Below are 22,066 nucleotides of genomic sequence, written 5' to 3'. Positions count from 1 at the left end.
CCAGGAAAAAGCAATGTTCGTGCCCGCACGTATGCGCTCGCGGCTAGCTGCCACGCGTTTGCGGGGTACTCAATGTCAGTTGGAGAACAGCGCTATCGCCTCTCGTCATTGCGAGCGCAGCGAAGCAATCCAGAGTCTTTCCGCGGTGGGATTCTGGATTGCTTCGCTGCGCTCGCAATGACGATGTGGGGACAGATGCGCGCCACACCCTCGTGCCCGGGACCAGCGCAGCGTCACTTCGACGGTGCGCTGCTGAGCCGGGGCCCATGTCTCCCAGAAATCCGTGCAGCGTGGGTCCCGGCTCTGCGCAGCAACGCAAGATGCGTTGCAGCGCGTCCGGGACACCAGATCGCCCTACCCGATCACCCGGCCGAACTTGTTCGACTTCGGAAAACCCTTGGGCGGCAGGCGGCCGGCGTCGGCGCGGGTGCCTTGCCACTCCGCGAGCTCCTTCATGGTCGCGGAGAATTCGCGTCCTGCGGAGTCCTTCCAGGTCAGGCCCGCCTTGGAGTCGAATACCGCAACGTCGGACAGACCGCCGTCCTTGTACTTCTGCAGCCGCACGCCGCGGCCGCGCGCCATTTCCGGCACCTGGTCGAGCGGGAAGACCAGCATCTTGCGGTTCTCGCCGATGACGGCGACGGTGTCGCCCGTCACCTCGGTGATCGCGCGCGCCTCGTTCGGCATGTCGACGTTGAGGACCTGCTTGCCCTTCTTGGTGGTGCCGACGCAATCGTCCTCATTGACCACAAAGCCCTGGCCCTCGTGGCTCGCGACCAGGAATTTGCGGCCACCCTTGTTGACGAACAGCGCGACGGGCGCGGCCTCCTGCTCCAGATCGATGAACAGTCGGATCGGCTCGCCATGGCCGCGGCCGCCCGGCAGCTTCGCAACGTCGAGCGAGTAGAACTTGCCGTTGGTGGCGAACAGCAGCAGCTTCGAGGTCGTCTCGGCAAAGAACGCGAAGCCGAGCTTGTCATCCTGCTTGAAGGCGAGGCCCGAGAGATCCTCGACATGGCCCTTCATGGTGCGGATCCAGCCCTTGTCGGAGACGACGACGGTGACCGGCTCGCGCTCGACGAAGGCCTCCTCGATCGCGGCGAGGTCGTGCTCCGGCGCATCCGCAAAGGTGGTGCGGCGCTTGCCGAGCGGCGTCTTCGGCCCGAACATGTCGCGGACCTTGCCGACCTGCTCGCCGACCTTCTTCCACTGCTCGGTCTCGGAGGCCAGCAGGGCCTGGATGCCCTTCAGCTCCTTGCGCAGATCCTTGTCCTCGGTGCGGATGTCCATTTCCTCGAGCTTGCGCAGATTGCGCAGCCGCATGTTGAGAATGGAGTCGGCCTGCAGGTCGGTGAGCTTGAACGCCTTCATCAAGGCCGGCTTCGGCTCGTCCTCGTTGCGGATGATCCGGATCACCTCGTCGATGTTGAGATAGGCGATCAGCAGACCGCCGAGGATTTCGAGCCGGTGCTCGATCTCGCCCTTGCGGTAATTGGTGCGGCGGATCAGGACGTCGCGCAGATGATCGAGCCATTCGCGCAAGCACTCCGCGAGCCCCACGACCTTGGGAATGCGGCCCTTGATCAGCACGTTGAGGTTCAGCGGAATCTTGTTTTCGAGCTCGGTGAGCCGGAACAGCGATTCCATCATCAGCGCCGGATCGACGTTCTTCGACTTCGGCTCGATCACGATGCGGACGTCTTCGGCCGATTCGTCCCTGATGTCGCCGACCAGCGGCAGCTTCTTCTGGTCCAGCAGCTCGGCGACCTTCTCGATCAGGCGCGACTTCTGCACCAGGAACGGAATCTCGGTGACGACGACGACCCAGGTGCCGCGCGCACCCTCCTCCTGCGTCCACCGCGCACGGACGCGAAACGAGCCGCGGCCGGTGGTGTAGGCCTCCGCAATCGCCTGCTTGGAATCGACGATGATGCCGCCGGTCGGAAAATCCGGGCCCTTCACCCACTTCAAGAGCGCCTTCGACTTCGCGTCGGGCTTCTCGATCAGATGCAGCGCGGCATCGCACAGCTCGGCGGCATTGTGCGGCGGGATCGAGGTCGCCATGCCGACGGCGATGCCCTGTGCGCCGTTGGCGAGCAGGTTCGGGAAACCGCCCGGCAGCACGACGGGTTCTTTCGACTGGCCGTCGTAATTGGCGCGGAACTCGACGCCGTCCTCGTCGATGCCCTCGAGCAGAAGCCGCGCGACGTCGGTCATGCGCGCTTCGGTGTAGCGGTAGGCGGCGGGGTTATCGCCGTCGATATTGCCGAAATTGCCTTGGCCGTCGACCAGCGGATAGCGCGAGGAGAAATCCTGCGCGAGACGGACCATGGCGTCGTAGATCGCCTGGTCGCCATGCGGATGGAACGAGCCCATCACGTCGCCGACGATCTTGGCCGACTTCTTGAAGGGCGTGCCGGGGTCGAGCCTGAGCAGGCGCATGCCGTAGAGGATGCGCCGGTGCACCGGCTTCAGGCCGTCGCGCGCGTCCGGCAGCGCACGGTGCATGATGGTGGAGAGGGCATAAGCGAGATAGCGCTCTTCCAGCGCCTCACGCAGCGGCACCTCGTGGATTTCAGCCGGTTCTTCCGGCGGAACGATTCGTTTTCCCATGCCGCCCGGTTAAACCGTGGAAGCGAATCGGGCAAGGATCGAATGGTTCCCTGTGGGCGGCCTACTGGCCCGCCCAGCCGGCGGTGACGGTCTGGGTTTTGGCCGCACCCGGCGCTTGAGCGGGCGCCGGCACATTGACCAGGCAACGGCGGGCGGCCTCGATCTCGGCCTCGGTGGCGCCGTGGGACCGCGCCCATGTCTCTGCCGCGGCAGCGGAATATTTCGCGACGTAGTATCGCACCACCGTGCACGAGGCCCGGCGAAATACCCCGGGCTGCGGCTCGCCGGCCATGGCGTCGGGCGCGAAGGCAAGCAGCGTCGCGGACAAGGCGAATCCCTTGATCAACATTTGGGCTGTCCCCCGATGTGGAACCTCGGGCCCAATTCAGCTCGGGCCGATTTCGTTCCATGGAACCGCATGCCAATGCGCAAAGCTGGGCAGCCGTTGCGTCATGGCGCGGGGATGGCCGCCCTCGCCTGCTGCCGCATCAAGGCGTTGATAAAGCCGGCCCGCGCATCTGAATGGCCCTGGCCGCGCGGCTCCAGCACGTGGCGGAGCAGAAACAGGCCCGTGAGTCGGAAGCCGTCCTGGAGATCCTGCTCGGTAAGATCGCTCGCGGTTTCACCCTGGCGCAGGAACGGCGGCAGGCGCAACAGCCGGTCGCGCCACGGCTCGCCCGCGCCGCGCGATACCGCGCCGCCGGATTTCGGCGAGACATAGATCAGGTCCGTGGTCTCGCCGGTCACCGTACAATTGTCCAGCGCCAGACCGAAACCCAGCTCGGCGAGCATCGCCAGCTCGAAATGGATCAGGTGCACGGCCGCGCTGCCGATGTCGTCGAAGTCGTCGAGCGAATGTTCGAGCAGCGCAAAGATGTCTTCATGCGGATCGCGCTCCGGCAAGAGCCGCGCGATCGAGGCGAGATGGGTGACGCCATAGACGCCATAGGATGACCCCAGCAGCGTCGCCGCGCGCAGCTTCAATCCCTCGATCGTATAAGTGCCCAGATGCTCGTCGAGCCGCGCCCGCCACACCGCACTGACGCTATTCCCCGGCTGCAGCAGCGGCCGCATCCGCGCGCCGGCGCCGCCGCGGACCAGCCCGAGATGCCGGCCATGCGCGCGCGTCAAGAGTTCGACGATGGCGCTAGACTCGCCATGCCGCCGCACCCCCAGCACGATGCCTTCATCGGACCATTCCATGGGGGAGATCTTATCGCATTTCGAGCTGTCGTAGAGCCTGTGAGCCAATTCGTTTTGTTTCGGCTTCGGCATCAAGGGGTGGTATCGCCCCTTGATGGGGGAAGCCGGCGGCGTCAGGCTGTTGGTTATCTATGCTTTTGCGAGACGATGCCCTTGCAGGATGTTGTTGGTGAGGGCGTACCAGAGCACGACGGCACGGACCTTCTCGATGCCGCGCACGGTCAGTTGCCTGAGGTCCCAGTTGCGCCAGCGGGCATGGATGCATTCGCAGATGGTACGGGCCTGGTACTGTGCCTTGCCGGCTTCGCTGGCCATGCGAGCACGCCAGGCCGCTATGCCAGGACCGTCGCTGCTCCGGGGTAAGAAGGGATCGACACCGCTCCTGGATTGGGGCGGTGGACAGTAAACCTCGATGCCCTCGCCATGCGCCCATTCGATGTCGTCGCCAGTGCAGAACCCGCCATCGGCGAGGTAGCGGCGTGGCAAGCGCTTCAGCCGAGCGCGCGTTCGCTCCAGCATCGGGCGCATCAAGCCACGATCTGAGCCGCTGTTGTCGACATCGATCGCGACCACGATCAGTTCGCCAGCCGCGCTAGCCACCTGCACATTATAGGCCGGACGGAAGCCGGCATCGGCCATCTTCATCACCCTGGCCTGCGGGTCGGTGGTGGAGGCCCGAGGCTCCTTCGGCTTCTTGCCATTGCCGCCCTTGTCGTCGAGCTGTTTTCGCTTGCGCTTGATCTCGGCCAGCGCGGCCTGCGCGGCTTGCACCCGCTCGCTGCGTTCGCGCGCCGCCCGCTCTTTGGCGGCCCGGATCCGCCGATTGCTGGCTTCCGGGTCCGCATCGACCTCGCGCTTGAGCTCTTCCACAATGGCCTCGGCCTGCGCCATCTGCCGATCCAGCGTCGCCTCCCGCCGGAACGATCCGGTCCCGGCATTCGCTCGTATCCGCACCCCGTCCTGGGTCAGCTTCTCCAGATCGACCAGCCCTGCCTCGTTCAGGGCCACCAGATGTTCAACCAGCAAACGGTCGAGCAAGTCGGCACAGCCGACCCGGAAGTCCGACAGCCCGTGATGGTTCAACGACACGCCACCGCAGAGCCAGCGGTAGACGTCGTGGCTGTCGCAGAGCCGGTCCAGCGCCCGCGCGCTGCCAACGGCATCGCTCGCGGCGTACAGCCAAAGCGCCAGCAACAACCGTGGCGATGGCGCCGGATGGCCCGGCCTGTTTTCCCGTGCCTTGACGCGATCTTCCAGCTCGCTCAGGTCCAGCCCTTCGACATAAGCCCAGATCACCCGCGCTGGATGATCCTGCCCGATCAGGCTGTCGATATCGACCGCTCGCAATTCGACCTGATTGCGCACAGGCTCGCGCAGCCGAGGTGCGCCTTGCGGCACCGCTTCGGTTCGTGCCGACTGCTCCGGCAATTCACCAAAAAGTCCGTCGTCAGCCATCATCCTCTCCAGCAGATCAGTCTGCCCAGAGAATCACATTCGTCTGACGCGCGGTACAAAAGATTCACAGTCTCGTAGGGTGGGCAAAGCGAAGCGTGCCCACGCAATTTTTGCGACCAGGATGAGATGGTGGGCACGGCGCGCAAGGCGCGCCTTTGCCCACCCTACAGCACCGCACAAAATCTCACGCGTTGAACCAGCCCTGCGCGTCGCCGCTGAAGGAGAAATAGAGGCCGATCGTCGTCAGCGCGCAGGAGACGATCTCGATGGCGCTGTCGAGCTCCAGTCCCTTCGCGCCGATGATCTGGCCGAGCGAGATCACCGACAGCACGAGGGCCGCCGCCAGCACCCAGCGCGGCCAGTTCTTGCGATGATGCGCAGCCAGCCGGACGAAATAGAGCAGCAGGAGGATCATGCCCCCGGCGAGCAACGTCCCGGTCATGATCATCTGCTCGGTCACCTCGGCACTAGGCGTGCGGTCCTGCACGGCCACCGAGACGGCATCCAGCATCAACGATGCATAGAGCAGCGCTTCGAAGCGCTGGACGTTGACGGGTAGGCTCATCGAATGCCGATCTTTTCTTGGTTATTCTTTCGGGAAGTCCAGACCCATCTCGCGGTAGCGATCGGGATCGTCGCCCCAGTTCTCGCGCACCTTGACGAACAGGAACAGGTGCACCGGCACGTCCAGGATCTGCATCAGCTCCTTGCGCGAGTCGGCGCCGATCGACTTGATGGTGGCGCCGCCCTTGCCGAGCACGATCTTGCGCTGGCTTTCGCGCTCGACATAGATCGTCTGCTCGATCCGCACCGACTTGTCCTTGCGCTCCTCCCACTTGTCGGTCTCTACCGTGGACTGGTACGGCAATTCCTGGTGCAGCTTCTGATAGATCTTCTCGCGCGTGATCTCCGCTGCCAGCTGCCGCATCGGCGCGTCCGACATCTGGTCCTCAGGATAGAGGAACGGGCCCGGCGGCACCATGTCCGCGAGCGTCTTGCGGATGTCGTCCACGCCGTCGCCCGAGATCGCCGAGATCATGAACGTCCGCACGAAGCTCATGCGCTCGTTCGCGGCCTGCGCCAGGGCCAACAGCTTCTCGCGCTGGACCAGATCGACCTTGTTGATGACGAGGATCTTGTCGTGATTGACGCTGGCCGCCTTGGCGAGGATCGCCTCCGCCTCCTCGTCGATCCCGGTCTTGGCATCGAGCAGCACGCAGACGAGATCGGCATCGTGGGCCCCGCTCCAGGCGGTCGAGACCATGGCGCGGTCGAGCCGGCGCTTGGGCGAGAAGATGCCGGGCGTGTCGACCAGGATGATTTGCGCGTTGTTCTCGATGACGATGCCGCGGATCAGCGCGCGCGTGGTCTGCACCTTGCGCGAGACGATCGTGACCTTGGCGCCGACCAGCGCGTTGACGAGCGTGGACTTGCCGACATTCGGCGCGCCGATCAGCGCGACGAAACCGCAGCGCGTCGCGCTGGGTGCCTCGCCGCTTGCTTCAACCATCATTGCCGCCGCCGACGCCTTCGCGTTCGATCATCACTGAGGCTGCCACCTTCTCTGCCGCGCGCTTGCTGCCGCCGATGCCCTCGGCCGGCGCGAGGCCCGGCAGATCGACGGCGACGCGGAACTGCGGATCGTGATGCGGGCCGGTACGCTCGACCTCGCGATAAACCGGCGTCGGCAGTCCCTTGCCTTGCGCCCATTCCTGCAGCACGGTCTTGGGATCGCGCAACGGACGGCGCGGCTTGTGCATACGCTCGGTCCAGTTACGCTTGACGAATTCGGCTGCCGCCGCATGGCCGCCGTCGAGATAGACGGCGCCGATCACGGCCTCGCAGATGTCGCCGAGAATGGATTTGCGCAGGCGGGCATCGGCACTGGAGCCGACCGAGCCCAGCTTGATGTCGTCGACGAGACCGAGCGACTTGGCGACGTCCGCGCAGCTCTCCTTGCGCACGAGCTCGGCAAGACGCTTCGACAGCTCGCCTTCGTCGGCGTTCGGGAAGGCGTGATAGAGCATGTCCGAGACGACGAGGCCGAGCACGTGGTCGCCGAGGAATTCCAGCCGCTGATAACTGTCGCCGCGCTTGCGCCCGGACTTCAGGGCCGAGACATGCGTGATCGCCTGCATCAAGAGGTTCGGGTCAGTGAAGCTGTGGCCGATGCGCGCTTCGACCGCCGCATTCGCGTCCGTGCCTTTGGCCTTGCTGCTCCGCGCCCGCTTCTTCTTCGCAGGCGCCTTGTCTGCAGATGCCTTGTCGGCCGGTGTTTTGTTTGCGGGCGACTTGGTCGCGGCTTCCCCTTCGGGGCCCGCCTGCGCCTCGATTGGTTGGGTCGCGATGTCCTTTGCTTCGTCTTTCATCGGACGATTTTGAAGAAGCGATTCCAGCGCACCGCCCACGGCCAGCGCCAGAACATCCAGGCATGCTCGCCTTCAGCGATCGAGAAGAAGATCATCTGGGCGCGGCCGATCAAGTTCTCCTGCGGGACGTAGCCGACCTGGCCGAGAAAGCGGCTATCGGTGGAATTGTCGCGATTGTCACCCATCATGAAGAAGCGGCCGGCCGGCACGGTGTAGACGTTGGTGTTGTCCATGTAGCCGTTGTCGGCGCAGTCCAGCGTCTCATAGGACACGCCGTTCGGCAGCGTCTCCTTCCAGCGCTTCACCCGGGAGATGCCGCCGCCCTCCGAGCCGCAAGGGTCCTCGCCGACATATTCGCTCATGCGCTGCCGCTCGACAGGCACATCGTTGATGTAGAGCAGCCCGTCCCGCATCTGGATGCGGTCGCCGGGAAGCCCGATCACGCGCTTGATGTAGTCGGTGGAATCGTCCTTCGGCAGGCGGAACACGACGATGTCGCCGCGGGCCGGGTCCGAGCCCCAGATCCGTCCCGAGAACAGCGGCGGCGAGAACGGAATCGAAAAATGGCTGTAGCCGTAGGAATATTTCGAGACGAACAGATAGTCGCCGACCAGCAACGTCGCCTTCATCGAGCCGGACGGGATGTTGAAGGGCTGAAACAGGAAGGTGCGGATCACGAGCGCGATCAGGAGAGCATGAATGACGACCCGGATCGTTTCGCCGACGCCGCTCTCAGTTTTCGTTCCTGAAGTCACGCTCATTGCTCTCTCAATTCCGGCCGGCGGTCACAGAGCGCCCTCCTGGCGCGAACAGCCCATCGCTTCGCGGCCCATGGAGATTGTCCTGATTCTGATAGTGGGGGCCAATTCCGGCGTAAAGCCGAATTCGCCCAAGCTGGTTTGGGTCGGCGGACTTTTAGACGGTTGTCGGAGGCCACGCAATCAAGGATCGCATCAAAACTGAATAAGGCATTGATTCCAAATACGAATTATAAAATCGACCGGATCGCGTCAGGGCTTCACCAAGGGCACGGCCGAAATGATGACGAAAGCCTGAGCCAGCGGCCAGTCGTCTGTGATCGAAAGGTCGATCCGCGCCTCGAATCCCTCCGGCGTCAGGGCCTGGAGCCGGGCCAGGGCGCCGCCGGTCAGCTGCATGGTCGGCCGCCCGCTGGGCAGGTTGACCACCCCCATGTCGCGCCACCAGACGCCGCGCCTGATGCCGGTGCCGAGCGCCTTGGAGCAGGCCTCCTTGGCGGCGAAACGCTTGGCGTAGGTCGCCACCACCATCTTCTCGTTCTTGGCCCGCCGCTCCGCCTTGGCCCGCTCGGCAGCGGTGAAAATGCGGTCGAGGAACCGCTCACCATGGCGCTCGATCACCCTGGCCACGCGGGTGATGTCGATCAAGTCGGAGCCGATGCCGATGATCATGCCCGGCTCCGGCCACGGTCCATCGCCGCGCGCATGCTGCGCACGGTCTCGGCCAGCCCCACGAACAGCGCCTCGCCGATCATGTAATAGCCGATGTTCAGCTCCATGATTTCCCGCAAGCCGGCGATCTTCTCCGCCGTCGCATAGTCCAGCCCGTGACCGGCGTGAACCTCAAGCCCCGCGTCCTTGGCCAGCTTCGCTCCCGCCACGATCCGCCGCCATTCGGCCTCGGCCTTGTCGCTGTGGCCGTCGGTGACGGCATCGCACCAGGCGCCGGTGTGGATCTCGATCACGGGCGCGCGTAGCCGCGCCGCCATCTCGATCTGGGCGGGGTCGGCCGCAATGAACAGCGACACGCGGATGCCGGCCTCGTTCAGCCGCGCGATATAGGGCGCGAGCGCGTCGCGCTGGCCGACCACATCCAACCCGCCTTCGGTCGTCACCTCCTGGCGCCGCTCCGGCACGAGGCACACCGCGTGCGGCTTGGTGGCGAGCGAGATCCGCATCATGTCGTCCGTTGCGGCCATCTCGAAATTGAGCGGCTTGGAGATCTCCGCCTTCAGGCGCGCCATGTCCTCGTCGCGGATGTGCCGGCGGTCCTCGCGCAAATGTGCGGTGATGCCGTCGGCGCCGGCCTCGATCGCGAGCAGCGCCGCGCGCACCGGATCGGGATGGCGGCCGCCGCGCGCGTTGCGCACGGTTGCAACGTGATCGATGTTGACGCCGAGGCGGAGCTTCGAAGCGGGCATTTCAGGACTCGCGAAATCAGAGGGAACGGCGCATGCGAGATGCGCCTATCCATTAACACGTTCGACTTTGGCGACCACCGCCTTCGCGCGCAGCTGGGCCAGGATCGCGCTCAGGTGCTTCAAATCGTAGACTTCGAGATCGATCGTCGTCTCCGTGAAATCGGGCGAGCGGCGCTGCATGCTGATGTTGTCGATGTTGCCGTCGTGCTCGGCGATCACGGTCGCGATCTGCGCCAGCGCGCCGGGCTCGTTGACGTTCTCGACCTTGATGCGGGCGGGGAAGCGCTGCGGCGCGGAGTCCTCGATGTCCCAGCGGACGTCGAGCCAGCGCTCCGGCTCCTCCTCGAAATCCTTCAGGGCCGGTGCCTGGATCGGATAGATCGTGATGCCCTCGCCCGGGGTGACGATGCCGACGATGCGATCGCCGGGGACCGCGCCGCCGTTCGGCGCGAACTTCACCGGAAGGTCGGAATTGATGCCGCGGATGGGGATCGCAACCGGGCTGCGCGCCGGTTCGGAGACCCCCTTCTCCTTGAGCTTGGCGGCAAGCCCCTTCTTGACGCCGTAGCGCGCGATGCGCTCCTCCTTGTAATCGGGGTACATCGCACGTGCGACATGGGAGGCCTTGATCTCCCCTCGCCCCACCGCCGCCATGACGTCCTCGATCGAAGTGCGCGCGAGCCGCGGCAGCGCGCCTTTGAGCTTGTCGTCGGCGTATTCGATCTTGGCGCGCTCGAACAGGCGCTCGACGATGCGCCGGCCGAGCCCGACATATTGATAGCGCACCGCGGTACGGGTGGCGCGGCGGATCGCGGCGCGCGCCTTGCCGGTGACGGCCAGCGTCTCCCAGGCCGAGGGCGGCGCCGACTGCGCCTCCGAGGTCAGCACCTCGACCTCGTCGCCGTTCTGAAGCTCCGAGGACAGCGGCGCGAACTTGCCGTTGATCTTGCAGCCGACCGCGCTGTTGCCGACGTCGGTATGCACGGCATAGGCAAAGTCGATCACGTTGGCATGGCGCGGCAGCGCGATCAGCTTGCCCTTGGGGGTGAAGCAGAACACCTGGTCGTGGAACAGCTCGAGCTTGGTGTGCTCGAGGAATTCCTCCGGGTTCGCGCTTTCCGAGAGGATGCCGATGGTGTGGCGCAGCCAGGCGAAGGCGTTGGACTCGCGCTTGAGGAATTCGGTCGGCGAACCCACACCCTCCTTGTAGAAGACGTGCGCGGCGATGCCGCGCTCGGCGATCTGGTCCATCGCCTCGGTGCGGATCTGGAGCTCGACGCGCTGATTGCCGGGGCCGATCACGGTGGTGTGGATCGAGCGATAGTCGTTCTGCTTCGGCGTCGAGATGTAGTCCTTGAAGCGCCCCGGCACGACCGGCCAGGTGGTGTGGACGATCCCGAGCGCGCGATAGCAGGCCTCGATGTCGCTGACGACGAGGCGGAAGCCGAAGATGTCGGACAATTGCTCGAAGCCGACCGACTTGCGCTCCATCTTGGTCCAGATCGAGAACGGCTTCTTGCGCCGGCCATAGACCCGCGCCCCCAGACCCCGATGGCGCAGATTGTTGGAGAGCTGGTCCTCGATCTCGCCGATCAGGTTGCGGTTGCGCTCGGCGAGCGCATCGAGCCGCTGCATCACCACCGAATAGGCTTCGGGATCGAGGGTGCGGAAGGACAGGTCCTCCAGCTCCTCGCGCATCTCCTGCATGCCCATGCGGCCCGCCAGCGGCGCGTAGATGTCGAGCGTCTCCTCGGCGATGCGCCGGCGCGATTCCGTGGGCACGAAATCCAGCGTGCGCATGTTGTGCAGGCGGTCGGCGAGCTTGACCAGAAGCACGCGGACATCGTCGGCAATGGCCAGCAACAATTTGCGCAGGTTCTCGGCCTGCTTGGCTTCGCGCGAGACCAGCTCGAGCCGCTTCAGCTTGGTCAGGCCCTCGACCAGCGCCCCGATTTCGGATCCGAAGATCTGGTCGATCTCGGCCCGCGTCGCCTCGGTGTCCTCGATCGTGTCGTGCAGCAGCGCGGCCACGATGGTGGCGTCGTCGAGCTTGAGGTCGGTGAGAATCGCCGCCACTTCGAGCGGGTGCGAGAAATACGGATCGCCCGAGGCGCGGGTCTGCGAGCCGTGCGCCTTCATGGCGTAGACGTAGGCCCGGTTCAGCAGGTCTTCGTTGGTGTTGGGATTGTAGGACCTGACGCGCTCGACGAGGTCATATTGACGCATCATGCGGGCGCGGGGCCTGGCCGGGCGCGCGACCGGCGCAGTCGGGGCCACGGCAACCGATTCGGTTGCGGCCTGCATCTGCGTGGATCTGCGGCGCCGATATACCATGCCGTCCTGCCTTCAAACGGGCTCGAACCGGCCCGCTGCATACATCCTAACTCCGATCGCGCTCGTGTCCGATCAATTCAGTGACAGGGCAAAGCGCCAACCGCAGCGCTATGGTAACCACGAAAAGGTCAACAAAAGCAAAGGCCCGAACAGCGGTTCGGGCCTTTGATATGATCACAAGAAGAAGATGATCGCGATGGAGGAATTACTCGTCTTCCTCGGGCTGCTCCTCGGGGGGCGCGAGGCCTTCCAGGCCCTTCAGCAGCTCCTCTTCGGTCATGCGCTCCACCGCGACCTCGGTGTCGTCGGCATCGACGCTTGCGCCCGCGGAACCGATCAGCGGCACCGTATCCGGCTCGGGCTCATCCACCTCGACGAACTTCTGGAGCGAGTGGACCAGCTCCTCGCGGAGGTCCTCCGGCGAGATCGTCGTCTCGGCAATTTCACGCAAAGACACAACAGGGTTCTTGTCGTTATCGCGGTCAACCGTTAGTTGTGAACCGGACGAGATCATGCGGGCACGGTGGGCGGCCAGCAGGACCAAGTCAAACCGGTTGTCGACCTTGTCGATACAATCTTCTACGGTGACGCGAGCCATGGACTGTCGCTCCGTTGTGGGTGGGACGAAATATGTGGATGATTGGGGCTAGTTATAGGGGCCGGGACGGTTTCGCAAGGCCATTTTGTGATTTGGCCTCGCCAAACCGCTCTGCTACCCCCACATTGGGGCTGGGACGGGTGGTTTTCCGGGCTGCCGTTGGGGGCGGCGCCGGGTGCATGCAAGTCCGCCATAACTATACCTTGATTGCCCCGACTTCTCCGGATTTGCGGTTTCGACGGATCTCTGCGGCACTCTAGAACTGCGCGGCCCACTGTCGCCGCGCCAACAAAAAACGATCAATCACGAACGCTACGCGAGCAAACTGAATGTCACCTTCTCCTACCAACAAGATCGCGCTCTTCATCGACGGGGCCAATCTCTACGCGACGGCGAAAACCCTCGGCTTCGACATCGACTACAAGCGCCTGCTGAAGGAGTTTCAGAGCCGCGGTACGTTGTTGCGGGCGTTCTATTACACCGCCATCATCGAAGACCAGGAATACTCCTCGATCCGCCCGCTGATCGACTGGCTGGACTACAACGGCTACACCGTCGTCACCAAGGCGACCAAGGAATTCATCGACGCCTCCGGCCGCCGCAAGGTGAAGGGCAACATGGACATCGAGCTCGCCGTGGACGCCATGGAGCTCGCCGAGCACATCGACCAGATGGTGCTGTTCTCGGGTGACGGCGACTTCCGCTCGCTGGTCGAGGCCGTCCAGCGCCGCGGCGTGCGGGTCACGGTGGTCTCCACCATTGCCAGCCAGCCGCCGATGATCGCCGACGAGCTGCGCCGCCAGGCCGACGTCTTCACCGATCTCGTCGAGCTGCAATCCAAGCTCGGCCGCGATCCGTCCGAGCGCCCCGCCCCGCGTGACCGCGGCGAGCGTGGCGAACGTCATCACGCCCCGCAATTCCTCCAGCGCGCGACCACGATGGCGCCGAGGGGCGATGACGACTTCGAGGAGTGAGGCGGCACGGTCAAGCCGCCAGCCTCTCACCGTCGTTCCCGACCGCGACTGCCCGCTCTGTCCGCGCCTGGTCGCCTTTCGCGAGGCGAACCGCGCGCGCGAGCCATCGTGGCACAATGCGCCTGTTTTACCCTTCGGCGACATCAAGGCCCGCCTCCTGATCGTGGGCCTCGCGCCGGGAATGCAGGGCGCCAACCGCACGGGGCGGCCGTTCACCGGCGACTATGCCGGCGACCTGCTCTACGCCACGCTGATCGAATACGGCTTTGCCAGGGGCACCTATCAGGCGCGCCCGGACGACGGCCTGAAACTCGTCGATTGCCGGATCGCCAATGCCGTGCATTGCGTGCCGCCGCAGAACAAGCCGCTGCCGGTCGAGATCAACACCTGCCGCCAGTTCCTCGTGGCCAATCTGGCGACGATGCCGAACCTGCGCGCGATCGTCGCGCTCGGGCGGATTGCGCACGACAGCGTGCTCAAGCCGCTGAACCTGAAGGCCTCACAAGCTCCCTTCGGCCATGGCGCGGTGCATCAGGCCGGCGCGTTCAGGCTCTACGACAGCTATCACTGCTCCCGCTACAACACGAACACCGGCGTGCTGACCCCGGACATGTTCAGATCGGTGTTCGCGAAGGTGAAGGCGGATCTCGACTAGCTATTGGCGGGATTCGCCTTGAGCCAGGCCAGCACGTCGCCGGCGTTCCGATCGGGCGGAAACACGGGATAGAACACGTGTGTGATCCTGGCGTCGTCGATAACAAGCGCGAGGCGCTTGATCAGCGTCAGGCCCGCGACCTCCATGGTCGGCAAGTTCAAGGCGCGCGTCAGCGCCAGCTTCTCGTCCGAGAGCACCGGGAACGGCAGATGCAGGCGCGAAGCCATCTCGATCTGGTAGTCGTTGCTCTGGGTCGAGAGGCCGAACACGTGCGAGGCGCCGGCGGCTTTCAGCTCGGCGTAGAGATCGCGGAATGCGCAGGTCTGGGGCGTGCAGCCGCGCGCTCCCGGGATCATGTCCCAATCGTCGACCAGCGCGATCTTGCCGGGCTCTCCGGTGCGGGGATAGGCGAACACCACGGTTCGGCCGCGCAGCGCCGACAGGGTGACCGACGTATCGTCGGTCGCAAGCAGGCCGATCGGCGGCAATGTCATGCCCTCGAGATGGGCAGCGGCGCCGTCGTCGGAAGGCGCGGGAATCTGGCTCCAGTCGACCTCGAGCAGGTTCCGTTGATTCATCTCGTCATCCCCTCGCCCGCAGCAGCCGGCCCTTCTCCCGGCTCCAGTCGCGCTTCTTCTCGGATTCGCGCTTGTCGTGCAGCTTCTTGCCCTTCGCAACCGCCAGCTGCAGCTTGGCCCGGCCGCGCTCGTTGAAGTAAAGCTTGAGCGGGATCAGCGTCATGCCCTCGCGGTCGACCGCCCCGATCAGCTTGTTGATCTGGCGGCGGTGGAGCAGCAGCTTTCGCGGCCGTTTCGGCTCGTGGTTGAAGCGGTTGCCTTGCAGATATTCGGGAATGGTGGCGTTGATCAGCCAGATCTCGCCGTTCTTGGAATCGGCATAGGATTCCGCGATCGTGCTCTTGCCGTTGCGGATCGACTTGACCTCGGTGCCGGTCAGCGCAATGCCCGCCTCGATCGTGTCCTCGATGGCGTAGTTGAAACGCGCCTTGCGATTTTCCGCCATCACCTTGATCGGACGTTCGTTCTTATCGGCCATGACCTACAAAACCTGACGGGCAAACCTGATCGAGATGCGCTCGGATTCTAACAGTTCGGATGAAGTGGGCGCGTCACTTCTTGAGGAGATCGCGGATCTCGGTCAGCAGCTCGACTTCGGCCGACGGCTTTGGCGGAGCGGCGGGCGCCGCCTCCTCCTTGCGCTTCAAGGTGTTCATGGCGCGGATCACCAGGAACAGCACGAAGGCGACGATGATGAAGTTGATCGTCAGCGTCAGGAAGCTGCCGTAAGCAAGGACGGCGCCTTGCTTTTTCGCATCCGCTAAGTTGGTGGCGGTGACCGCCTTCGACAAGGGGATGAAGTAGTTCGAGAAGTCGAGGCCGCCTGTCGCAGCGCCGATGATCGGCATGATGACGTCACCGACCAGCGAGGTGACGATGGCGCCGAAGGCCGCGCCGATGATGACGCCGACCGCGAGGTCGACGACGTTGCCCTTCATGGCGAACTCACGGAACTCCTTGAGCATACGCGCGCCCTTTTCGTCACGCTCATGAAAGGCCCCCCGAACGGCTATTGCGTCAGTTGATCAGGCCGGCGTGAACCATCGCGCTTTTCACGGCAACGCGGGTCGGCTCGGACACCGGAACCATCGGCAGCCGCAACGTCTCGTCCAGCTTGCCGAGCAGCGACATCGCGTACTTGATCGGCGCCGGGTTGCTCTCGATGAAGAGGTTGTTGTGCAGCGGCATCAGCTTGTCGTGGATCGCGAGCGCCGTCTTGGTGTCGCCCTTCTGCCAGGCGGCGTGGAACTCCGAGCACAGGCGCGGCGCGACGTTCGAGGTCACCGAGATGCAGCCATGGCCGCCATGGGCCATGTAACCGATGATGGTGGCGTCCTCGCCGGAGAGTTGGTTGAAATCCTCACCCATTGCCGCGCGCTGCTGCGACACACGGACCATGCTGGCGGTGGCATCCTTGACGCCGGCGATGTTCTTCAGCTCCCACAGCCGCTTCATGGTGTCGACCGACATGTCGATCACCGAGCGCGGCGGGATGTTGTAGATGATGATCGGAATCCCGATCGCATCGTTGATCGCCTTGAAGTGCTGGTACATCCCTTCCTGGGTCGGCTTGTTGTAATAGGGCGTGACGATCAGCACGGCGTCCGCGCCCGCCTTTTCGGCGTGCTGCGAGAGCTCGATCGCCTCCTTGGTCGAGTTGGAGCCGGCCCCCGCGATGACGGGCACGCGGCCCTTGGCTTCAGCGATGCACCATTCCACGACCTTCTTGTGCTCGTCATGGCTGAGCGTCGGGCTCTCGCCGGTGGTGCCGACCGGAACGAGGCCACTGGTGCCCTCGGAGATCTGCCAGTTGACCAGGGAGCGAAACGCCGCCTCGTCCAGCGCGCCGTTCTTGAACGGGGTGACCAAGGCGGTGAACGACCCTCGGAATTTCGTCTTGGCTGCCATGGACTTCCTCCGTACGCGGCTTTCTTGAGCAAGCTCCCTTCATATCGGGTCTATCCGGCCGGTAAAAGGCCCGCGGTCTGTGCGCGGCTGGGTTTAGGCCGCGATTTTGCCGCGGTGCTGGTGCAAATCGGCCCGAGGTAAGCGGCTGTTGGTATTTTCTCCGCATATTCAAGCAAATTCAGCTAGGTCTTGAGCCACTTCACTGATTCGGGGCGACGAAACGCCGTGACCTCCTTTGCTTCTGCCGCATGGCGATCCCTGGGTATGGCCGTGTGCCTGATGGCAGGGCTGTCGATGGGCTGCGCCGCCCTCGCCAAGTCCAACGAGACGGCCGCGGAAACCAAGGATCCCGCCAAGCCGGCCGCCAAGGACGCGGCGAAGGGCGCGACCAAGGGATCGACCCAGGGATCGACCAAGGAAACAGCGAAGGACACAGCCAAGGGAACCGGCAAGGACGCCGCGAAAGCCGCGAGCAAGGGTGCGCCTGGCACCCCCGCCAAGGACGCCGCGAAGAAGCCCGACGCCGGCAAGAACGCCAGCAAGGAACCGGCGAAGGACAAGCCCAACGACAAACCCAAGCCTGCGGCCGCAACCCCTGCAGCCGCGCCAAAGGCGGCGCCGACTGTGAGCGGCGCGCCGCCCAAGGCAGCCCCCGCCCCGGCCGTGACGGCCACGATCAAACCGGCTGCGCCAGCCCCCGCGAGGCCGGCCGCAGCTCCCATGCTGGCGCCTGCAACCCGCCAGCATGCAACGCCGCGCAAGCCGGTCATCCCGGCTGCCGTCGCGGCGACATCGTCGACGTCGCAGTCCGACAAGGACACGCTGGAGAGCGTCATCGAGCTCGTGCGCAAGCGCAAGGCCGGCGACGCCACCAATGCCGCGGCCGGTATCTCCGATCCGGTCGCGCGAAAGCTCGCCGAATGGATCATCCTGCGCAGCGACGACAATGGCGCGACCGTGGAACGCTATCGCGCCTTCCTCTCCGCCAATCCGAGCTGGCCGTCGCAGACCTTCCTGCGCCGGCGCCTCGAGGCCGCGATGTGGGACGACAGGCGCGACGAGACGGTCGCGTGGTCGTGGTTCGAGAACGAGTCGCCGATTTCCGCCAAGGGCCGCTTCACGCTCGCCAAGGCGATGCTCGCTCGCGGCGACCGCGCCAATGCCGAGCGGCTGGTGCGCGAGGCCTGGCGCGGCGACCCGATGTCGGAAGATACCGAGAACAACGCGCTGGACCAGTTCGGCGCCCTGCTCACGCCGGGCGACCAGAAAGCGCGGATGGACAACCTGCTCTACGGCAGCGAGAACGAGGCGGCGCTGCGCGCCGCCAAGCGCCTCGGCGCCGGCTATGTCGCGCTCGCCAAGGCCCGCATCGCCGCGGTCAAGAAGGCGCCGAACGCGCGGGCACTGCTCGATGCGGTGCCGCGCGAGCTGCACAGCGATCCCGGCTTCGTCTTCAGCAAGATCCAGCTCCTGCGTCGCGAGGAGAAGTTCACTGAAGCCGCCCAGCTGATGCTGTCCGCGCCGAAGGATCCGGGTCGCCTCCACAATCTCGACGAATGGTGGATCGAGCGGCGCCTCTTAGCGCGCAAGATGATCGACACCGAGGAATTCCGCAGCGCCTATCTGATTGCGCGCGACGCCGCCCTGCCCTCGCGCGACATCTACAAGACCGAGCAGGAGTTCACCGCCGGGTGGATCGCGCTGCGCTTCCTCAACGACCCCACGACAGCCGCCCAGCACTTCGCCCGCATCGGCGTCGGCAGCGTCAATCCGACCACGCTGGCGCGTGCCGGCTATTGGCAGGGCCGCGCTGCCGAGGCGATGGGCCGCCAGCAGGAGGCGCGCAACGCCTATGCGCGGGCGGCCGAGCAATCGACCAGCTATTACGGCCAGCTCGCGCGCGCAAAGCTCGGCCTGCCGCAGATCGAGCTCAACAACCAGCCGCGCGGGCGCGGCGCCGAGCGGCTCGAGATCGTGCGCGCGGCGCAACTGCTCTACGAGCTCGATGAGCGCGAGCTCGCGGTGCCCATGCTCGCCGACATGGGCGAGAACGGCGATCCCGAGGCGCTTGCCGGCCTCGGCGAGCTGACGCAGCGCTATAGCGATGCGCGCGGCATGCTGCTGCTCGGCAAGGCCGCACTCAACCGCGGCCTGCCGTTCGATTTCTATGCCTACCCCGTCAACGGCATTCCTCAGTTCACGCCGATCGGCCCCGAGGTCGAGCGCAGCATCGTCTATGCGATCGCGCGGCAGGAAAGCGCATTCAACCCGTCGGTGGTGTCGCCGGCGCAGGCCTACGGGCTGATGCAGGTGACGCCCGACGCCGCCCGCTACGTCTGCAAGCGCCATGGCGCAACCTATGACCTGGGACGGCTGAAGAACGATTCGGTCTACAACGCCACGCTCGGCTCGGCGGAGCTGGGCGGACTGCTCGAGGATTATCGCGGCTCCTACATCATGACCTTCGCCGCTTACAATGCCGGCCGCGGCAGCGTGAAGAAGTGGGTCGAGCGTTACGGCGATCCGCGCGACCCCAAGGTCGACGCCGTCGACTGGGTCGAGCTGATTCCGTTCTCCGAGACGCGCAACTACGTGCAGCGAATCATGGAGAACCTTCAGGTCTACCGCGCCCGCTTCGGCGGCGGCACCCGCTTGCAGATCGAAGCCGATCTGCGCCGCGGCGCCGGAAGCGTGGAATAGCCGCGCTTCCTGCGGCTTGAACCCAACCTACACCTTCCAGGAGTGGAAGGGTCCGAGATGGTAGTCTCGCCCGTTCTCGTGCGGTTATCTCTGCTGCCGGAAGATCCGAAGCCGGCCCCGGGCACACGCGGGCAACGCTTTTCACCACGTCCTGGTCATCGGGGCGGAGCGGCCTGCGGGGCGCCGGAGGGACCGGATTGGCCCGGCTGCGACCAATATGGATTAGCCAGGCACATCGCAGATAGTCCCATAGCCGCGGCCCTGCAGTCTTCCCAAGACAGGAAGCTACAGTAAGTCCTGCTGCTGCCACCCCACTCCCATTTCTGGAGGCAGACCGGGTAACGGGGATCGAGGGGTTCGGCAGCTGCAGGCGCAACAAGTGCGATGACCGTCGCAATCATCGATGCCGCTGTCATGGCCAACATCCGTCCGGTCAAAACCTTCACGCGCTGAAGCTCCAATACGATGCACCCCCACCGCACCTTCTAGATCACTCCAGAACCCACGCAAAGAAAAACCCCGGCAGTTTCCTGCCGGGGTTCGCTGATCAATTCGAAGATCGATCTTAGAAGGTGCGCTGAGCGCGAAGCAGAAGCTGCAGGTTGCCCTGATCCTTCAGCTCGTAGGTGGCTGCCGGCTTCGCAACCGCGGCGTTCGCCGTGGCAGCGCCCGCGATCGTGCCCGAGTACTTCTGGTCGAGCCAGACATAGCTCAGGTCCGCGGTGAAGGCGAGGTTCTTGACCGGGGTCCAGACCACGTTACCGCCGATAACCGCGAGGTTGAAGTCGGGGTTACACGTGGCAGTGGCGGCACCGTAGGCTGCGACGAAGTTCGCGCAGATCAGAGCCTTGCCCGTGTTGCCGTAGCGAAGCGATGCATAGGCACCGTAGATGGCCGACACCCAGTTCGGCGACCAGTTGTGGGTGTAACCACCGCGGAAGCCCCAGGTCTTGACCGTGTCGATCCCGGTACCGGTGCCGAACACGCCATCAGCAATACCAGCAAAGCCGAGGCTCTGATAGGCACCGATGCCACTGCCGCCGTAGATGTAGATGTTCTGCGGGAACAGGCTCTGGAAGTTGTAGCGCGATGCACCATCGGTGTAGACCGCCTGCAAGTTGATCGAGTCACCCGCACCGGTCGGGATGTTCTTGATCGACAAGGCGCCCTGCACGGCCCAGCCCCACTTGTCGTCGGGATGGCCAGTGGGTTCCGTCGTGCCGTAGTAGGCCGTGTGGAGTTCGTGCGCCGCTACCGAGAACTGGGCGAGACCCCAAGCCTGGTCGACACGAACCGCACCGACGATGTCGGGCATACGCGTGCCACCCCAATCGTTGGTGCCGTAGATGCCCTGGATGAAGGCAGCGCCGGCGGCCGAAGCCGAAGTGAAGCCACTGAGACCACCAGCAGTGATGCTGGCGTTATAGAGGTTGGTCTGGCCACCTGCGGCGGTCGTCAGGTCCTGCAACGCCACCGAAGCGGTGATGCCCTGGCCGAAATCAGCCGTATAAGCGATCTGGTTCACACCGGTGACGTTGTTGGAGCCGCCCGGAAGGAAGTCGGGACCGCCAGCCGGATAGCTCTGCCACGGCGTGTCGAAGATCGAGACCGTGCGGCCGAAGGTGAAACCAGCGAACTGAATGAACGCATGGTAGAGGCCGAGCGAAGCCGAACCGGTCGAGAACGCCGACGGGTTGCTGCCGGTGACCGCGGTCGTATCCCAGGAGAAAATCGTATCGGCGTAGGTGCGGACCACGCCATACTCGGTCGCCGTGCGGGTATCGACGTTGAAGTCGAAACGAGCGCGGGTCTGATAGTAGTTGTCCAGACGGTTGTTAGCGCCGCCGGGAGCACCCTGACCGATGCCGTAGTCGCTGTTGGTGTTGGCCAGCACGTCGGCGCGAACATAGCCGCCGAGCTTGATGCAGGTGTCGGTACCCGGAATATAGTAGAATCCGGCACCGTACAGGGAGCAGATCTTCACGTATTCGACCGCCTTGGCCTTCACGGGAAGATCGGCTGCCTGAGCTCCGCCAACGGCGAGCAGACCCGCCGCCGAACCGAGCAAAAGGCTCTTAAACTTCATGTTAAACCTCCAAGTTTGCTCTATAGGGAAGGTTCCGGATCCGCTGGGTGACGACACCCTAAGGTTGGTTCCCTTGTCCCTTGTAACCACCGCTTAGCCGCTTCGCGTTTTCGGACACACCCGCTGAAACGCGAGGGACTTAAGCGAACCACCTAGAACGGGACGACCTCGGGATGCCCCCCTCCGTCGCTCAGTCACAATTACTGAAGGTCCTTGCACACACAACAAAAGAACGCTTCGGACCGGGCCTCAAACGCTTGTTTTCCGATGGGTGTTGCACAAATAACACGCAGTTGTGATCAAAGCGCCCGAGCAAGCACTTGAAAACTCAGAGGAATTTTTTGGGGTTCCGTTTGCCTTGAAAAATCCCCGGTTCGAACAACGCAGCCCCTCGGCGTCCCTACAACGTCGACT

Annotated in this window: 21 protein-coding genes; 3 read left to right on the top strand and 18 right to left on the bottom strand. The window is 64.5% G+C overall.

The features are described from left to right. Positions 1-354 precede the first annotated feature (354 nt). The 12 genes from parC to rpoZ form a co-directional block, all read right to left on the bottom strand. Positions 355-2,613: a DNA topoisomerase IV subunit A gene (gene parC, locus ACNJYD_RS17040; RefSeq protein ID WP_439367062.1), complete on the bottom strand. Its 2,259-nt coding sequence runs from the start codon at positions 2,611-2,613 to the stop codon at positions 355-357. Positions 2,614-2,674: 61 nt separating this feature from the next. Further along, positions 2,675-2,962, bottom strand: coding sequence for a hypothetical protein (locus ACNJYD_RS17035; protein WP_172783432.1), 288 nt, complete (start codon positions 2,960-2,962; stop codon positions 2,675-2,677). Positions 2,963-3,063: 101 nt separating this feature from the next. After that, positions 3,064-3,816 (bottom strand): DNA repair protein RecO, encoded by a 753-nt coding sequence (recO, locus tag ACNJYD_RS17030; RefSeq protein ID WP_439367060.1) that lies wholly within the window; start codon positions 3,814-3,816, stop codon positions 3,064-3,066. A 129-nt stretch (positions 3,817-3,945) separates the two neighbouring features. Next, the gene (locus tag ACNJYD_RS17025; RefSeq protein ID WP_212257604.1) at positions 3,946-5,274 is read right to left on the bottom strand and encodes an IS1182 family transposase; all 1,329 of its coding nucleotides are present in this window, start codon (positions 5,272-5,274) and stop codon (positions 3,946-3,948) included. A gap of 181 nt (positions 5,275-5,455) precedes the next feature. Beyond that, positions 5,456-5,836 (bottom strand): hypothetical protein, encoded by a 381-nt coding sequence (locus ACNJYD_RS17020; RefSeq protein ID WP_439367058.1) that lies wholly within the window; start codon positions 5,834-5,836, stop codon positions 5,456-5,458. A gap of 21 nt (positions 5,837-5,857) precedes the next feature. Further along, on the bottom strand, positions 5,858-6,784 hold the full coding sequence (era, locus tag ACNJYD_RS17015; protein WP_172783429.1) for a GTPase Era: 927 nt from the start codon (positions 6,782-6,784) through the stop codon (positions 5,858-5,860). Then, positions 6,774-7,640, bottom strand: coding sequence for a ribonuclease III (rnc, locus tag ACNJYD_RS17010; protein WP_172783428.1), 867 nt, complete (start codon positions 7,638-7,640; stop codon positions 6,774-6,776). The genes era and rnc overlap by 11 nt, the downstream gene beginning before the upstream one ends. Continuing rightward, positions 7,637-8,401: a signal peptidase I gene (gene lepB / locus ACNJYD_RS17005; protein ID WP_172783427.1), complete on the bottom strand. Its 765-nt coding sequence runs from the start codon at positions 8,399-8,401 to the stop codon at positions 7,637-7,639. Before lepB ends, rnc begins: the two co-directional genes overlap by 4 nt. 249 nt (positions 8,402-8,650) lie before the next feature. Further along, positions 8,651-9,070, bottom strand: a complete 420-nt coding sequence (acpS, locus tag ACNJYD_RS17000; protein ID WP_439367055.1) for a holo-ACP synthase — start codon at positions 9,068-9,070, stop codon at positions 8,651-8,653. After that, a complete protein-coding gene (locus ACNJYD_RS16995; protein WP_439367053.1) occupies positions 9,067-9,819 on the bottom strand; it encodes a pyridoxine 5'-phosphate synthase in 753 nt (250 codons plus the stop codon). The genes acpS and ACNJYD_RS16995 overlap by 4 nt, the downstream gene beginning before the upstream one ends. A 45-nt stretch (positions 9,820-9,864) precedes the next feature. After that, positions 9,865-12,153, bottom strand: a complete 2,289-nt coding sequence (locus ACNJYD_RS16990) for a RelA/SpoT family protein (RefSeq protein WP_439367051.1) — start codon at positions 12,151-12,153, stop codon at positions 9,865-9,867. A gap of 205 nt (positions 12,154-12,358) precedes the next feature. After that, a complete protein-coding gene (gene rpoZ, locus ACNJYD_RS16985) occupies positions 12,359-12,751 on the bottom strand; it encodes a DNA-directed RNA polymerase subunit omega (protein ID WP_007603391.1) in 393 nt (130 codons plus the stop codon). A gap of 329 nt (positions 12,752-13,080) precedes the next feature. Between rpoZ and ACNJYD_RS16980 the strand changes: the two genes are divergently transcribed. Further along, on the top strand, positions 13,081-13,725 hold the full coding sequence (locus ACNJYD_RS16980; protein ID WP_025036724.1) for a LabA-like NYN domain-containing protein: 645 nt from the start codon (positions 13,081-13,083) through the stop codon (positions 13,723-13,725). After that, a complete protein-coding gene (locus ACNJYD_RS16975; protein ID WP_212255107.1) occupies positions 13,706-14,380 on the top strand; it encodes a uracil-DNA glycosylase in 675 nt (224 codons plus the stop codon). Before ACNJYD_RS16980 ends, ACNJYD_RS16975 begins: the two co-directional genes overlap by 20 nt. Here ACNJYD_RS16975 and ACNJYD_RS16970 read toward each other — a convergent pair. The 4 genes from ACNJYD_RS16970 to dapA form a co-directional block, all read right to left on the bottom strand. Next, positions 14,377-14,958, bottom strand: coding sequence for a peroxiredoxin (locus tag ACNJYD_RS16970; RefSeq protein WP_172783422.1), 582 nt, complete (start codon positions 14,956-14,958; stop codon positions 14,377-14,379). The two genes, ACNJYD_RS16975 and ACNJYD_RS16970, sit on opposite strands and share 4 nt — an antisense overlap. A gap of 4 nt (positions 14,959-14,962) precedes the next feature. Beyond that, positions 14,963-15,436: an SsrA-binding protein SmpB gene (gene smpB, locus ACNJYD_RS16965; RefSeq protein ID WP_025036727.1), complete on the bottom strand. Its 474-nt coding sequence runs from the start codon at positions 15,434-15,436 to the stop codon at positions 14,963-14,965. A gap of 73 nt (positions 15,437-15,509) precedes the next feature. Next, complete coding sequence (gene mscL / locus ACNJYD_RS16960) at positions 15,510-15,923, bottom strand: large conductance mechanosensitive channel protein MscL (RefSeq protein WP_212255509.1); 414 nt, start codon at positions 15,921-15,923, stop codon at positions 15,510-15,512. A gap of 52 nt (positions 15,924-15,975) precedes the next feature. After that, a complete protein-coding gene (gene dapA, locus ACNJYD_RS16955; protein WP_212255106.1) occupies positions 15,976-16,866 on the bottom strand; it encodes a 4-hydroxy-tetrahydrodipicolinate synthase in 891 nt (296 codons plus the stop codon). A 279-nt stretch (positions 16,867-17,145) separates the two neighbouring features. Here dapA and ACNJYD_RS16950 point away from each other — a divergent pair, with 279 nt between their 5' ends. Further along, positions 17,146-19,566, top strand: a complete 2,421-nt coding sequence (locus ACNJYD_RS16950) for a lytic transglycosylase domain-containing protein (RefSeq protein WP_212255105.1) — start codon at positions 17,146-17,148, stop codon at positions 19,564-19,566. 155 nt (positions 19,567-19,721) lie between these two features. On the opposite strand, the gene ACNJYD_RS16945 is transcribed toward ACNJYD_RS16950, so the two are convergent. Then, positions 19,722-19,967, bottom strand: coding sequence for a DUF3551 domain-containing protein (locus ACNJYD_RS16945; protein WP_439367483.1), 246 nt, complete (start codon positions 19,965-19,967; stop codon positions 19,722-19,724). A gap of 164 nt (positions 19,968-20,131) precedes the next feature. Then, the gene (locus ACNJYD_RS16940) at positions 20,132-21,652 is read right to left on the bottom strand and encodes a porin (protein WP_212255104.1); all 1,521 of its coding nucleotides are present in this window, start codon (positions 21,650-21,652) and stop codon (positions 20,132-20,134) included. Between the last annotated feature and the right edge of the window lie 414 nt (positions 21,653-22,066).

The sequence above is a fragment of the Bradyrhizobium sp. SPXBL-02 genome (assembly GCF_051853065.1).
GTDB lineage: Bacteria > Pseudomonadota > Alphaproteobacteria > Rhizobiales > Xanthobacteraceae > Bradyrhizobium.
This window is presented reverse-complemented; position numbering and strand designations above follow the sequence as displayed.